Raw genomic sequence first — 14252 nt, 5'->3', positions numbered from 1 at the left:
TCTATTCCAGGTGAACAGGGCCGCCCTCAACCTGCTCATCCTGTTCAAACCACTTGATCTCGACTTTTAAGGAGTGCTGCGTGCCCTTTCTGCCCTTGTCTTCATCCTCCACTTGCAGTTCAAGAATCACATTGCGGGGTATGTCCACCGCAACCTTTTCCTGTCCCCGGGCCAATGTTGCCCTGCCCGCTTCTATCTTGTCCGCAAGGTGTCGGAGAAAAACGCTCAATTCAGGTCTGCTTTTCTGTTCTTCGCTTTGAAAAATCTTTGTTTCTCTGCCCATTTTTTGCTCCTTGGGGTTTGACATCCCGGCGCTCTATTGTTGTATATGCAAGGTGTTGCAACCTCAAATTTGACACCATGATGGGGTGAAAAGCCTCTCGCCCTCTTTACTTAACAAAAACAAAGAGCGCTTCACTCTATTTGTCCAGCGCATATCTTTAACCATCAACCCACATGGAGGTCCACGACGTGAACACTCCCGGCTTCTCAGCGCTGAGGTCCTGGCTGATACCTCTTCTGACCACGGCAGTCCTGTTCATATCCGCAACAGGCAGTTTTGCCCAGGCAGAGCAGTCGTCTCCCCCGGCCTACTCCACGATAGCCGATCTCCTGGAAAACGAGCAGTCCCGTCAGGCACTGATCCAGGAGCTGCGTTCCCTTGCAGCAGACAAGGGCGGGGAGCTGGCCTCGTCCGGAGCCGCCCAGGCTGCGCCCTCAGCCGATACATCCCTGGCCAGACAGCTGGCCGAAGCAGTGAGCGGCTTCGCCGGAAGCCTGGTCACCCAGATGCAGAAGATATGGACCGCGCTGAGCTCGGTCTTCACCTCCGCCCCGGCAGAGGGCTGGAATCTGGATGCACTGGTCCAGGCAACGACGGACATGGGTCTGATCATCCTGGCAGTCATCCTGGCCTTCTTCATCTTTCGGCGTCTGGCCCGGCCCCTGTTTTCCCGTTTGAGCAGCTGGTCCCTCTACGGAGGGGGCAAAAGCGCCCTGCTCCGGGTCCTGGTGACTGTTTTTCTGGCTGCTCTTGCCGATGCCTTGGTGGTCGTCCTGGCCTATATCACCGGCAACTTCCTGGCCACCTTTGCCATTGGAGAGGCAGGTGCCCTGCCCACCCGCATTGCCCTTTTTCTGAACGCCTTTTTGGTTGTGGAGCTGTTCAAGGCCGCAATCCGGATGCTCTTCTCCTCCCGCTATTCTGGATTGCGCCTGATTCCCATCAGAGACGAGGAAGCCGAGTACTGGAACCGGCGTCTGGCCAGACTCTCCGGGTTTATCGGCTACGGCCTGCTTTTTGCCGTTCCCCTGATCCGGCACAGCGTCTCTCCAGCCCTGGCCCAGGCTGTCAACTTCCTGGTCATGCTCGGGGCCTTTGCTTATGTGCTCCGAACCGTTCTGGCAAACCGGGTCAAGCTTCGAAACGCCCTGGACCAGAAGGCCCAGGCCTCCACTCTCGGCATTTCCAGAATCTCCCTTCATCTTCTGTCCCGTATCTGGCATATAGCTGTCCTGGCCTATTTCCTGGCCATCCTGAACATCTCCATCCTCCGGCCGGGCGATGCCCTGCCCGTGGTCATGCTGGCCACAGTCAAGACCCTGGTCTTTGTCGGCATCGGCCTCATCCTCTCCGGCATCCTTTCCCAGCTCATCGGCAGACGGATCGTGCTCACCGAAGAGCTCCGGGACAAAATCCCCCTTCTAGAGACCAGGCTCAATGCCTATATCCCCAATATCCTGAAGGTTATCCGGGCTGTGATCCTGGCAGCCGTCGTCCTGTTCATTCTGGACGCCTGGGGGCTTTTTGATGTGGGCAGCTGGTATGCGAGCCCCGGAGGACGCAACCTGATCGGCAAGGTCTTCAGTGTGGCTGTTATCCTTATCGTTGCCCTGGCCGTTTGGGTCGCGTTGGCCAGTGTCATAGAGCACTTCTTAAATCCCCGGGCCGGCCGTGGAGAGCCGACCGCCCGGGCCAAGACCTTGATCAGCCTGTTCCGCAACGCGTTGGCCATAACCTTGATGATCATGACCGGGATGATCGTTCTGGCCGAGATCGGGATCAACATCGGTCCCCTCATCGCCGGCGCCGGGGTGCTAGGGCTGGCAATCGGTTTTGGAGCCCAAAAGCTGGTTCAGGATATCATTACCGGAGTGTTCATTCAGATTGATAACGCCATGAACACAGGAGACGTGGTCACGGCCGGCGGCATCACCGGGGTAGCTGAGCGCCTGAGCATCCGTTCCGTGGGACTGCGCGACCTCTCCGGAACCTACCATATCGTGCCCTTCTCCTCAGTGGGCACGGTCTCCAACTTCATGCGCGACTTCGCCTTTCATGTCGGCGAATACGGGATCGCCTACCGGGAAAGCATCGACGAGGCGGTCTCCTGCCTGCGGGAGGCATTTGACCAGCTGGCTGTGGACGAGGAATTCAAGGACCATATCCTGGCCCCCCTTGAGGTGTCCGGAGTGACCGCTCTGGCCGACAGCTCAGTGAACATCCGGGTTAGGATCATGACCTCCCCGGGCATGCAATGGGCCGTAGGACGGGCATACAACCGGCTGGTCAAGCTGCATTTCGACGCTGCGGGCATAGAAATCCCCTTTCCCCACACCACCCTGTATTTCGGGCAGGAAAAGGACGGATCTGCTCCGCCGGCTTATGTGCACCTGCTCGGGAACAAGGAAACCGGGGCGGTCCGGGGTGAAAGCGGACACACTGAATAGCTGTCCAACTCTAAAAATCCGCGGGTTGCTTCGAAGTACCCTGCTCCCGATCCCGGGTTTGGCCCGGGATCGGGAGCTTATCCCCGGCTTGCCGCAGTCCCCTGCACCCTGCCCACAAACAGGAAGCGGTGTACGACTTTTTGGGGCAGGAGAGGGAGCAAACGGACCAGAAGGGCGACCGCGAGGAGGGAGAAAACAAGACGGCCCCAGAGAATGCCGGACATATGTGCGCCCAGCAGGGAGAGAAGGAGCGTATCCTCGATCAGGCTGTGGGTCAGGCCCATCAGGGTCAGGGAGGAAAAGACGTCCTGGGGGGCCACTTGTCCGGACTTGGACTCCTGAATGATCAGTCCGCCCCCATAGGTCAAGCCCATAACCATCCCGATGATGGTCAGAGTGGCCGCTTCCCGGCCGATACCCAAAAAATGAAGCACCGGCCGCAACAGCCAGATCAAGGCGTCCACTATGCGCAGCCGGTGCATGATCCGCATCAACAGGACCAGGGCCAGGATGATCAAGAATATCAGGCCAAGATTCGTGGCCTGATTCAGAGCCCAGGACCACAGGCTTGGATGGGTGGGGACCTCCCCCTGCCAGAAGATGACGTTGGGCCCTTGGAGCCAGCCGGTCAGGGAGTAGAGCTGATGCAGCAGCCAGCCCAGGACGAAGCCCCCGCCGATCCGGGACAGGGCCTGAAACACAAAGCGGGTGCCTGCGGACTGGGCGATCTTGACTTCAATGGGCAGGGCATGGGCCACGAGCATGGCCGTGGACAGGACTGTTACCTGAGCCACTGTCAGCTGCATGGAATCGGCCAGGGTAAGAAAGACGATCATCCCGCTGTACAGGTTATTGACCATGGCCGTGGCCCAGATCAGACCGGTTTCACCGGGAAGGCCCATGAGCTGCATGACCGGATTCAGAGGCTTGGCCAGGTACACAATCAACCCGGACTCCTGCAGGATCTTGACCCCGATCAGGATGGGGATCATGATCTTGAACAGCCGGCAGCTGACCTGGAATGCTTCGCTCCAAGCCTGTTTGCCAAAAACCCACACGGGATAAAGCTTCATGCGCGCAGCCTTCCGACCTGGTTGCTCTGTGGCCTCTGCGCCTCCGGGACGCGGGAGGGGCTTTGGAAAAGACTAAAACACGGACTTCAGCATATCCTGGCCTTGATCTGCTCCTCCGGAATCCCGGTCTTCGGATTCATCCGACCGGGAAGCCCTGCCCTTTGAAATGCGCGTAGGCTGTGTTCCGGCCTTAAACGGCAGCAGGTAGCTTTTTTCCGTCCCCGGACCGGCCAGAAAGCCGTTCGAGGCATCGACCTTGGCCATGACGATACCCCGGGGCTGGGGAAAACGCACCGGTGGATAGCCGTCCTCCACCTCCTGCCGATAGTGAAGCCAGACAGGAGATGCGGCCCTGGACCCGGTTTCGTATTTGCCCATGGGTCTGGGCTGGTCGAATCCAACAAACACCCCGGTCAGCAGATATTGGGTATAGCCCATGAACCAGGCGTCTCTCTGCTCGTCAGTGGTCCCTGTCTTACCGGCCACCGGACGCCCCAGCTTCCGAACCCTCCACCCTGTGCCGCTCTGGATGACCTCCTGCAACAGGGAGCTGATGATGTACGCATTCTGCGCACTCACCCCTTGAATCTGCTCCGGCTCCGAGGCATACATCTCCTCGCCCCAAGGGCCGGTCACCCGGGTGACCAACCTGGGTTTGATCGTGCTTCCGTCCCGGGCAAAGGCGGAATAGGCCTGGCACATGTCCTTGAGGCTGACCGAGGCCGATCCGAGGCTGACGGACAGGTCGCGGGGGAATTCGGCCTCAAGGCCCAGGGTTTTGGCCCGCTCAATGACGGTATCAATGCCTATCTGCCTGGCCAATCGGATGGTCACCAGGTTTCGGGACTTGACCAGGGCCGTACGCAGCAGCGTGGGGCCAAATATCCGCCGCTCGTAGTTCTCCGGTTTCCAATCCCGCTCCATATCCCGGCCGGAAAAGACGATCGGGGCGTCCAAAAGCAGGGATGCCGGGGTGAACCCGTTGTCCAGGGCCGCGGAATAGACGATGGGCTTAAAGGCCGACCCAGGCTGACGTTTGGCCTGTACAGCCCGGTTGAACTGACTCTGGGAGTAGGAAAACCCGCCGGTCATGGCCAGGACCTCTCCGGTTCTGGGATCCATGGAAAATACGGCCCCTTGGACTTCCGGCAGCTGCTGCAATTTCAGGCTGACTTCATCCTGCCCGGCATCTCCATTAGTTTCAGGCTGTGCAGAGGCCCACACCACGTCCCCGTTTTGCAGGACCTTCCGGGCATCGCGAACCGCGGGGACATCCTCCGGAGCTTTGTCCGGGTCCGGCTCCCGGCACCAGTCCATTGTGGACACATCGATCCACCCGGTCTGATTCCCGTGGCTGACTGTGGCCCCTTCGGACTGGACCTTTGCCACCCGAACCAGCATCCAGTCCTGGGGAGCTCCTGGGAAATCCTCCTCCAGCCGGGACAAATCCGCGGTGGAGTTCGTGTCCTGGGTGGTGAACACCGGGCCCCGCCACCCCCGCCGCTTTGTGGACGCGACCAGCCCCTGCTGCAGGGCCTGTTCAGCAGCCTGTTGATGGGTCAGGTCTACTGAGGTCCTGACCTCCAGCCCCCCGCAATAGGTCTTTTCCTCTCCGAACTTGTCCACCAGCCACTTGCGGACCTCTTCCAGATAGTAGCCTCCGACCTTCCAGGTCGGATCGGCCATGGACTGCAAGGTTATATCGGCCTGCAGGGCCTGGTCGTACTCCTTTTGGGTGATCCACTCCAGGTCCAACAGCCGATCCAGGACATACCGCTGCCTGGCTCGGGCCAGATCCATGTTCTTGTACGGATCATACAGGGAGGGCGCCTTGGGCAGACCGGCCAGAAGCGCGGCCTGAGCCAGGTTCAGTTCATCAACGTGCTGGCCGAAATAGATTCTGGAAGCGGCCTCCACCCCGTATGCGCCGTGGCCCAGATAGATCTCGTTTAAGTATATGGTCAGGATCTCGTTTTTCTTCAGATTCTTCTCCAGACGATAGGCGAGGATGGCCTCCTTGAGCTTGCGCTCGTAGCTCCGCTCCGGAGTCAAAAGCAGGGCCTTGATCACCTGCTGGGTTATGGTGCTTCCGCCCTGCACAATGGATCCGGCCCGGATGTTCTTGATCGCCGCCCGCATGATCCCCAGCATGTCGATCCCTTCATGCTGATAAAAGCTGTGGTCCTCAGCAGCCAGAAAGCACAGGGGAACCACCTCGGCCATCTGATCCAGAGAGCGCAGAAAGCGTTTCTCTTTGGCCAGATACCCCAGGACCTCATCGTCCTGGGCGTACACGGTTGTGGTCAGTGCAGGATTGTAGTCCGTGATCTTCTCCACCTTGGGCAGATCATTCGTCGCCCACAGGTAGAGTCCGAGCCCCCCGACGAGCCCGATCACAACCAGGGATGAAAGAGCAACAGCTGTAATTACCAAAAATTTACGCATCAGCTCATCCCGTTAAAGCTCAGTCTCCCCTTGCCCAGCAGATCGTGCATATGCACAGCACCCTGCAGGACACGGCGTTCATCCACAACAGGCAGGACCATAATCGCTCCTTTCTCCATCAGGTCCAGGACCTTCCCGCCCTTTTGGTCCACAGTGACATACTTCGGCTCCGGGGTCATGTAGGTATGGATCGGCTTGTTCAGGTCGTACTCGGTCCGGCAGAGCATCCGCCGCACGTCCCCATCGGTCAAAATTCCCTGCAGCCGCTGCTCCAGATCAACGACAATCACGGCTCCCATGCCGCCCTGATCCAGGACCTCCAGGGCACGGCCCAAGGTGTCCGCAGCATACACAGTCGGCACATCCTCGGTGTGCATCAAGGCCCGCACGCTCATGCTCAGTTGCCGGCCCAGGTCTCCGCCCGGGTGAAAGCGGCGGAAGTCATCCCGCCCAAAGGCCTTCCACTCAATCAAGGCCACTGCTAGGGCATCGCCCAAGGCCAAGGTGGCGGTTGTGCTCGCAGTGGGGGCCAGGCCCAGGGTGCAGGCCTCTTTAGGGACTTCGGTACATAGGGTCACATGACACATCCGGCTCATGCGGGAACGAATATTTCCGGTCATGCCGATGATGTTCGCTCCCAGACTGAGCAGGGCCGGGATGATGGCATTGAGCTCGTCTGTTTCGCCGCTGTTGGAAATGGCCACAACCACATCTCCGGACCGGATCATGCCCAGATCGCCGTGTGCCCCCTCCACCGGATGCAAGAACGACGACGGAGTCCCGGTGCTGCTCAGGGTGGCGGCAATCTTGCGTCCAACCAGCCCGGACTTTCCCAGCCCGGTGACCACCACCCGCCCCTGGCAGCCGGCCAGAAGGCTCACCGCCTGCTCAAACTCAGGCCCCAGGTTGTCCCGAACCCGCTCCAGCCCCTGGATTTCCGTATTCAGCACCTCTCTGGCCAAACTGACCCAGTCCCGGGCCATGCCGTCCGGTTGTGAACTCTGGGAACCAAACTCGCTCATAGTCAATGCCTGACCTCACCTCATGCAACCAGGTCCGTGTCGGGCCTGCTTCGGGTTGGCAATCAATCAAACCTCGCCTTTCCATAGTGCTCCCCCGGAAGGACCGGATACTCTCCCTGAAAACAGGCCAGGCAGAAGTTGCGCTCAGCGTCAACGGAACGGCGCAGACCGTCGACTGTCAAAAAGTGCAGAGAGTCAAGGCCAATGTACTTGGCGATATCCGAAACCGTATGATTGGCTGCGATCAGTTCTCCCTTGGAGGAAAAATCGATCCCATAATAGCAGGGATGGCAGATGGGTGGACAGCTCACCCGCAGGTGCAGCTCCTTGGCCCCCATCTCCCGCAGCTTCTTGATCCTGGTCCTGATCGTGGTCCCGCGGACAATGGAGTCTTCTATAATCACGATCCGTTTCCCCTTGATCATCTCCTTGACCGGATTGAGCTTGACCCGAACCCCGAAGTCGCGCATGTCCTGGGAGGGCTGGATAAAGGTCCGCCCCACATAGTGATTGCGGATCATGGCGTTCTCAAAGGGCAGGCCCGAGGCCTGGGCGTAGCCCACTGCGGCGTACACCCCGGAATCGGGAAACGGCATGCAGAAGTCCGCTTCCACCGGGGCCTCTTCAGCCAATGCCCGGCCCATATTCTTCCGGCAGGTATACACCGTATGCCCAAAGACAATGGAATCCGGCCGGGCAAAGTAGATCAGCTCAAAGATGCAGGGATTCTTTTGCTTGGACTCCACGGCCTGCATGCTGGTCAGCCGGCCGTCTTCAATGACCACCATTTCCCCTGGACGGACCTCCCGCAGGTATTCGGCCTCCAGAAGATCCAGGGCGCAGGTCTCGGAGGCCAGCACCGTTGTCCCCCCAGCCCGTCCCAGGACCAGGGGCCGAAAGCCCCAAGGATCCCGGACGGCTATAAGCTTGGAGTTGGCTTGGATCAGCAGGCAGTAGGCCCCCTGAACCCGCCGGCAGGCACAGGCAATGGCTTCCTCCAGGCTGTTCCCATTCAGATTCTTGGCCACCAGATGCATCAGGACCTCGCTGTCCATGCTGGTCTGAAACAGTGAGCCCTGATCTTCAAGCTCCTTGCGCAACTGATAGGTGTTCACCAGGTTCCCGTTGTGGGCAATGGCCATGTGCAGATCCCGGAACCGGACCAGAAACGGCTGGGCGTTTCGGAGCAGGGAAGCCCCGGTGGTCGAATACCGGATGTGGCCCATGGCCGTCTTGCCCTTGAGCTCGTGTCCCAGGTGACGTTCGCTGAACACGTCCGCCACCAGGCCCATACCCCGCTGTTCCCGGAGTTTTTCACCGTCCCAGGTCACGATGCCCGCACTTTCCTGCCCTCTGTGCTGCAGGGCATACAGTCCGAAATAGGCCATCCGGGCCGCCTCCGGATGTCCGTAGATGCCGATGAGACCGCAATACTCTTTACGCATGTCCGTAATACTCCTGCAAACTGCGCACATCCATCCCCCGGCCCTGCAATTCGCGCATGGCCTGGGCCATGGCCTTGGCTCCGGCCAGGGTCGTGGTATATGGCAAATTGTACAAAATAGTCGCTTGGCGCAGGGAGGACGAATCCTGAATGGTCAGTTTTCCTGACGAGGTATTGATGACCAGATCAATATCCTTGTTTTTGATCAAATCAATGGCATTGGGTTGTCCTTCATAGACCTTGTTCACTGTATCGGCCGAAATCCCGTGCTGAGCAAGATAGTCCGCAGTGCCTTGCGTGGCCACCAGGCGCAGGCCGAGACTGGAGAAGGTCCGGGCCGGCTCAACAATCTGGGCTTTGTCCCGGTCGTTGACCGAAATGAATACCGTGCCCTGCATGGGCAGCTTCTGTCCCGCGGCCAGCTGACTCTTGATATAGGCCAAGCCAAAGGAGGCGTCCATTCCCATGACCTCCCCGGTGGACCTCATTTCCGGCCCGAGAAGGGTATCCACCCCGGGAAACCGGCTGAAGGGCAAAACGGCCTCCTTGACCGCCAGATACCCCCGCTTCCGCTGGGACCAGGGATCCAGATCCCGCAAGCGCCCGCCCATCATTACCCGGGTGGCCAGCTTGGCCAGGGGGACTCCGGTTGCCTTGCTCACAAAAGGCACAGTCCGGGAAGCCCGGGGGTTGACCTCCAGAATATAGATCTCCCCGTCCTTGACCGCAAACTGGATGTTCATCAGGCCTTTGACCCCCAGCTCCCTGGCCAGGGCCTTGGTTTGGCGGGTTAGCTCTTCGATCATCTCCTCTCCGATGGTATGCGGAGGCAGCACACAGGCCGAATCCCCGGAATGAACCCCGGCTTCCTCTATGTGCTCCATGATTCCCCCGACATAGGTATCTTCCCCGTCCGAGACTGCGTCCACGTCTATCTCAATGGCGTTTTCCATGAACTTGTCCAGCAGGATGGGATGGTCCGGTGAGATGATCACCGCCTCCTGGAAGTAATTGAGCAGATCCTGCTCATCGTAGACGATCTCCATGGCCCGGCCCCCAAGCACATAGGAGGGCCGAACCACCAAGGGATAGCCGATGCGCCTGGCGATGACCAGCGCACCGTCCTCGGAAACAGCCGTGCCGTTTTCCGGCTGCTTCAGATCCAGCAGGTGCAGGAGATCATGAAACCGTTCCCGGTCCTCGGCCCGGTCGATGCTGTCCGGAGACGTCCCCAGAATGGGCACTGAGTTTTCCAGGAGGGAGACGGCCAGATTCAGGGGAGTCTGCCCCCCGAACTGGATGATAACCCCTTCCGGCTGTTCCTGCTCGATGATGTTCAAGGTGTCTTCAAGGGTCAGGGGCTCAAAATACAATCGATCCGAGGTGTCATAGTCCGTGCTCACTGTTTCCGGGTTGGAGTTGACCATGATGGACTCCACCCCCATATCCCGCAGGGCAAAGGACGCGTGCACGCAGCAGTAGTCGAACTCGATTCCCTGTCCGATGCGGTTCGGCCCCCCGCCAAGGATGACCACCTTTCTGGCTCCGGTGCTCCGGGCCTCGTTCTCCCGCTCGTAGGAGGAATAAAAATACGGGGTGTAGGCCTCGAACTCGGCTGCGCAGGTATCCACCAGCTTATACGTGGGCAGAATATCCATGGTTTTGCGCAATCCGCGGACCTCGGCTTCGGACCGGGAAAAAACCGTGGCCAACTGCTGATCGGAGAACCCGACCTCCTTGGCCTCCCGGAACAGCTCGGTTAGTTGTGCGCACGGCTTCCACTCCATGTTGCCTTCCGCCGCAGCCAGCAACCTGGCCTCGAACTCCACCAGCTGGCGGATATGGGCCACAAACCAGGGGTCTATCCGGGTCAGATCAATGATCTCCTGGTCCGAAAACCCGTCCAGGACGGCCTGGCGCAGATAGAAGAGACGCTGCGAGTTCGGGGTCCGCAGCCTGCTCCGGATCAGCTCCGGATCCGGACTCTCCGGTCGAAAATCCTTGGCCAGCCCCGGCACGCCGATCTCCAGGGACCGAAACCCCTTCTGCAGGGCCTCCTTGAAGGTCCGGCCGATGGCCATGGTTTCCCCCACGCTCTTCATGGATGTGGTCAGTACATCCTGGGCCTTGGCGAATTTTTCGAAGGTAAATCTGGGGATCTTGACCACGCAGTAGTCGATGGAGGGCTCAAAACAGGCCACTGTTTCCCGGGTTATGTCATTGGGAAGCTCGTCCAGGCTGTAGCCCACGGCCAGCTTGGCCGCGATCTTGGCTATGGGAAATCCCGTAGCCTTGGAGGCCAGAGCGGACGAACGCGATACCCGGGGGTTCATCTCAATGACCATCATCTGCCCGTTTTCCGGGTTGATGGCGAACTGGACGTTGGACCCCCCGGTCTCCACCCCGATCTCGCGCATGATGGCCAGAGACGCATCGCGCATCTCCTGGTACTCCCGGTCGGTCAGGGTCTGGGCCGGGGCAACGGTTATGGAGTCCCCGGTATGCACCCCCATCGGGTCCAGGTTTTCAATGGAGCAGATAATCACGCAGTTGTCCTTGCCGTCCCGCATGACCTCAAGCTCGAACTCCTTCCATCCCAGCAGGGACTCCTCGATCATGACCTCCGAGGTCATGCTCGCGGCCATCCCCTGCCTGGCAAAGGATTCCAGCTCTTCCTTGTTGTAGGCCACTCCGCCCCCGGTTCCGCCCAGGGTATAGGCCGGGCGGATTATCATGGGAAAGGCCAGGGATTCCCCGAACTCCCGGACTTGCTCCATGGTCTGGGCTATTCCGCTTTGGGGCACCTTCAGGCCAATGCTCTCCATGGCCTCCCGAAACTGGAGCCTGCTTTCGGCCTTTTGAATAACCGGCAGGGAGGCCCCGATGAGCTCAACGCCGTACCTGTCCAGGACTCCCTGTTCAGCCACGGCCACAGCGGTATTCAGCCCGGTCTGCCCCCCCAGGGTGGGCAGCAGGGCGTCCGGCCGCTCCTTGGCAATGATCTGGGCCACAACCTCAGGTGTTATGGGTTCCAGATAGGTGCGATCCGCCAGGTCCGGATCGGTCATGATCGTGGCCGGGTTGGAGTTGACCAGAATCACCTCATAGCCCTCTTCCTTCAGGGCCTTCAAGGCCTGGGTCCCGGAATAGTCGAACTCACAGGCCTGACCGATAATGATCGGCCCGGATCCGATGAGCATGATTCGTTGTAAATCCGTTCTTTTGGGCATAACACTCACTGGCCTTGGGGATTATAAAATAACGTCCGCTTGGGGTAGCCGCCTCTCCGGTCCGGGTGACGTGTACTTCATTCCGGTCCTGGGGGCAAGAATCGAAAAGGTACATACCATAGAGGGCGATCGTCGAACATTTATTGGCGGGATCGAAGAACCTTGAAAAACTCCCTTGACAGGAGGAAGTAACCTCCTTATAAGAATTAGGACGGCCAAACTTGGCAAATCATTCATTGCGAGGTCTATGCCTATGGGTGCCTTTCCTTTAAATCATTTTCCCTCGGGCAGCAAGGTAACCATTTCCTCCCTCAACGCCGGGGGCGGAGCCCGTTCCAAGCTCTACGCCATGGGGCTGACCCCTGGAACCAGCATCCGCATCACATCCTGCGGCGGGGGACCCTGCCGGATGAAGGTCCGGGACACAGAGCTGGTCCTGGGGCAGGGATTGGCCTCCAAGATCCTGGCCTTCGCTTCGGAATAGCTGCTCCAATCGGGGGACCAATGGAGAAAGGCAGGCCTTTCAGGCCTGCCTTTCTTACGTTTTTTCACGGATACGATCGACTCTAAGGACCAGCACGCTATGAACGAACATATCATTGGACTGCGCCACCTCACCCTCAACCAGCGGGCCCGGGTCATCTCTTTGAAGGCCCAGGGCGAACTCGGCCGCAGAATACGGGACATGGGCCTGGTACCTGGAACGGAAATCACAGTCATCGGCCGGGCTCCGCTCAAGGACCCGGTGGCCTTGAAGATCAACGACTTCACCTTGACCTTGCGCAATAATGAAGCTGATTATATCCTGGTTGAGCCGCTAAGCGCCTGATCTCAACCAATCTCCACATCTTGCCCCTCTGCACCCGGGGTGCCGGCCATGAACAGCAACCAACTCGTCTCTGCGGGTGAATGCCGCTTTCAGCTTTCAGCTCATGGTCCCATGCGGGTTCCGGCCGTCTTCTATGGTGCATGGGATCTCATCCACCGGCTGGACCACAAGGTCCTTGAACAGGCAGCCAACGTGGCCTGTCTGCCGGGAATCGTCCGCGCCTCCCTGGTCATGCCCGACGCCCACTGGGGATACGGATTCCCCATCGGCGGAGTGGCCGCCTTTGACCCGGACCAGGGCGGGATCATCTCCGTGGGCGGCATCGGCTACGATATCTCCTGTGGAGTGCGCAGCCTGCACACCTCCATGAAACGTGCCCAGATCGAGCCGCATATAGAACGGGCCGCAGACCTCCTTTTCCTGCGGATTCCGGCCGGAGTCGGCTCCCAGGGAGCCATATCCCTGAACTCCAGGCAGTTGGACCAGGTGTTGGTCCATGGTGCCGCCTGGGCCGTGGCTCAGGGCTACGGCGACCCCCAGGATCTGGCCAACATCGAGGATAGCGGCCGGACTCCGGGAGCGGACCCGTCCAAGGTCAGCCCCCAGGCCAAACAGCGGCAGTACAAGCAGATGGGAACTCTGGGCAGCGGGAACCACTACCTGGAAATCCAGGCAGTGGATGCCATCTACGACCGGACGGCAGCCGAGGCCTTCGGCCTGGACGTAGACGACATCCTGATCTCCATCCACTGCGGATCCAGAGCCCTGGGCCATCAGATAGGCACGGACTATCTGCAGACCCTGGGCCGGGCTGCCTCCAAGTACAAGATTGCCCTCCCGGAGCGCGAGCTGGTCTGCGCCCCCATCCGCTCTCCAGAAGGGAGGGATTTTTACCAGGCCATGGCCTGCGGGATCAACTGCGCCCTGGCCAACCGCCAGATCCTTTCCCATCTGGTCCGGGAGTCCTTTGCCCAGCTCTTTCCTGCTGCCCGCCTGTCCCTGATCTATGATGTCAGTCACAACACCTGCAAGATCGAAGAGCATATGGTCGACGGTCAGCAAAAGGCGGTTTACGTGCACCGCAAAGGGGCAACCAGGGCCTACGGTCCCGGCCATCCTGATCTTCCCGCTCAGTACCGGGATGTGGGCCAGCCTGTACTCATCGGCGGGACCATGGGCTCTCATTCCTACATCCTGGCTGGAAACAGGGCCGGGGAAGATCTGGCCTGGAGCTCGGCCTGCCACGGGGCCGGACGGAGCATGAGCCGGAAACAGGCCCTGAAAAAATGGAAAGGCCAGAGCGTCATCAACGCCCTGGCCCATCAAGGAATCGTCCTCCGCACGGCAAGCAGGCGGGGAGCGGCCGAGGAGGCTCCCCAGGCTTACAAAGACGTCAACCTGGTTGTGGAAAGCACCCACCGGGCCGGTCTGGCCCGAAAAGTAGCCCGGGTAACCCCTTTGGCCTGCATCAAGGGATAG

General features: G+C 59.6%; 10 protein-coding genes. 4 read left to right on the top strand and 6 right to left on the bottom strand.

Going from position 1 to position 14252, the window contains the following annotated elements:
* Nucleotide 1: 1 nt before the first annotated feature.
* Nucleotides 2-283, bottom strand: coding sequence for an amphi-Trp domain-containing protein (locus N902_RS0114975; protein WP_027371558.1), 282 nt, complete (start codon nucleotides 281-283; stop codon nucleotides 2-4).
* Between the two features lie 188 nt (nucleotides 284-471).
* On the opposite strand from N902_RS0114975, the gene N902_RS18270 reads away from it, so the two are divergent.
* Nucleotides 472-2730 carry a mechanosensitive ion channel domain-containing protein gene (locus tag N902_RS18270; protein WP_051564654.1) on the top strand — a complete coding sequence of 753 codons (2259 nt, stop codon included), beginning with the start codon at nucleotides 472-474 and terminating at the stop codon, nucleotides 2728-2730.
* Between the two features lie 77 nt (nucleotides 2731-2807).
* On the opposite strand, the gene N902_RS18265 is transcribed toward N902_RS18270, so the two are convergent.
* The 5 genes from N902_RS18265 to carB all read right to left on the bottom strand — a co-directional run bounded on the left by N902_RS18265 (nucleotide 2808) and on the right by carB (nucleotide 11944).
* Nucleotides 2808-3803: a nucleoside recognition domain-containing protein gene (locus N902_RS18265; protein ID WP_051564653.1), complete on the bottom strand. Its 996-nt coding sequence runs from the start codon at nucleotides 3801-3803 to the stop codon at nucleotides 2808-2810.
* 72 nt (nucleotides 3804-3875) lie between these two features.
* Nucleotides 3876-6248 carry a penicillin-binding protein 1A gene (locus tag N902_RS0114960; RefSeq protein WP_027371557.1) on the bottom strand — a complete coding sequence of 791 codons (2373 nt, stop codon included), beginning with the start codon at nucleotides 6246-6248 and terminating at the stop codon, nucleotides 3876-3878.
* On the bottom strand, nucleotides 6248-7270 hold the full coding sequence (locus N902_RS0114955) for a KpsF/GutQ family sugar-phosphate isomerase (RefSeq protein WP_051564652.1): 1023 nt from the start codon (nucleotides 7268-7270) through the stop codon (nucleotides 6248-6250). The genes N902_RS0114960 and N902_RS0114955 overlap by 1 nt, the downstream gene beginning before the upstream one ends.
* 62 nt (nucleotides 7271-7332) lie before the next feature.
* Complete coding sequence (gene purF / locus N902_RS0114950) at nucleotides 7333-8715, bottom strand: amidophosphoribosyltransferase (protein WP_027371555.1); 1383 nt, start codon at nucleotides 8713-8715, stop codon at nucleotides 7333-7335.
* Nucleotides 8708-11944: a carbamoyl-phosphate synthase large subunit gene (gene carB, locus N902_RS0114945; protein ID WP_027371554.1), complete on the bottom strand. Its 3237-nt coding sequence runs from the start codon at nucleotides 11942-11944 to the stop codon at nucleotides 8708-8710. Before carB ends, purF begins: the two co-directional genes overlap by 8 nt.
* A 253-nt stretch (nucleotides 11945-12197) precedes the next feature.
* Between carB and N902_RS0114940 the strand changes: the two genes are divergently transcribed.
* From N902_RS0114940 to N902_RS0114930, 3 genes are all read left to right on the top strand, one after another.
* Entirely contained in the window at nucleotides 12198-12428 is a 231-nt protein-coding gene (locus N902_RS0114940) for a FeoA family protein (RefSeq protein ID WP_027371553.1), read from the top strand.
* Nucleotides 12429-12527: 99 nt separating this feature from the next.
* Nucleotides 12528-12773, top strand: coding sequence for a FeoA family protein (locus tag N902_RS0114935; RefSeq protein WP_027371552.1), 246 nt, complete (start codon nucleotides 12528-12530; stop codon nucleotides 12771-12773).
* Between the two features lie 48 nt (nucleotides 12774-12821).
* Nucleotides 12822-14252 (top strand): RtcB family protein, encoded by a 1431-nt coding sequence (locus N902_RS0114930; protein ID WP_027371551.1) that lies wholly within the window; start codon nucleotides 12822-12824, stop codon nucleotides 14250-14252.

The organism is Desulfovermiculus halophilus DSM 18834, from assembly GCF_000620765.1.
Lineage (GTDB): Bacteria > Desulfobacterota > Desulfovibrionia > Desulfovibrionales > Desulfothermaceae > Desulfovermiculus > Desulfovermiculus halophilus.
This window is presented reverse-complemented; position numbering and strand designations above follow the sequence as displayed.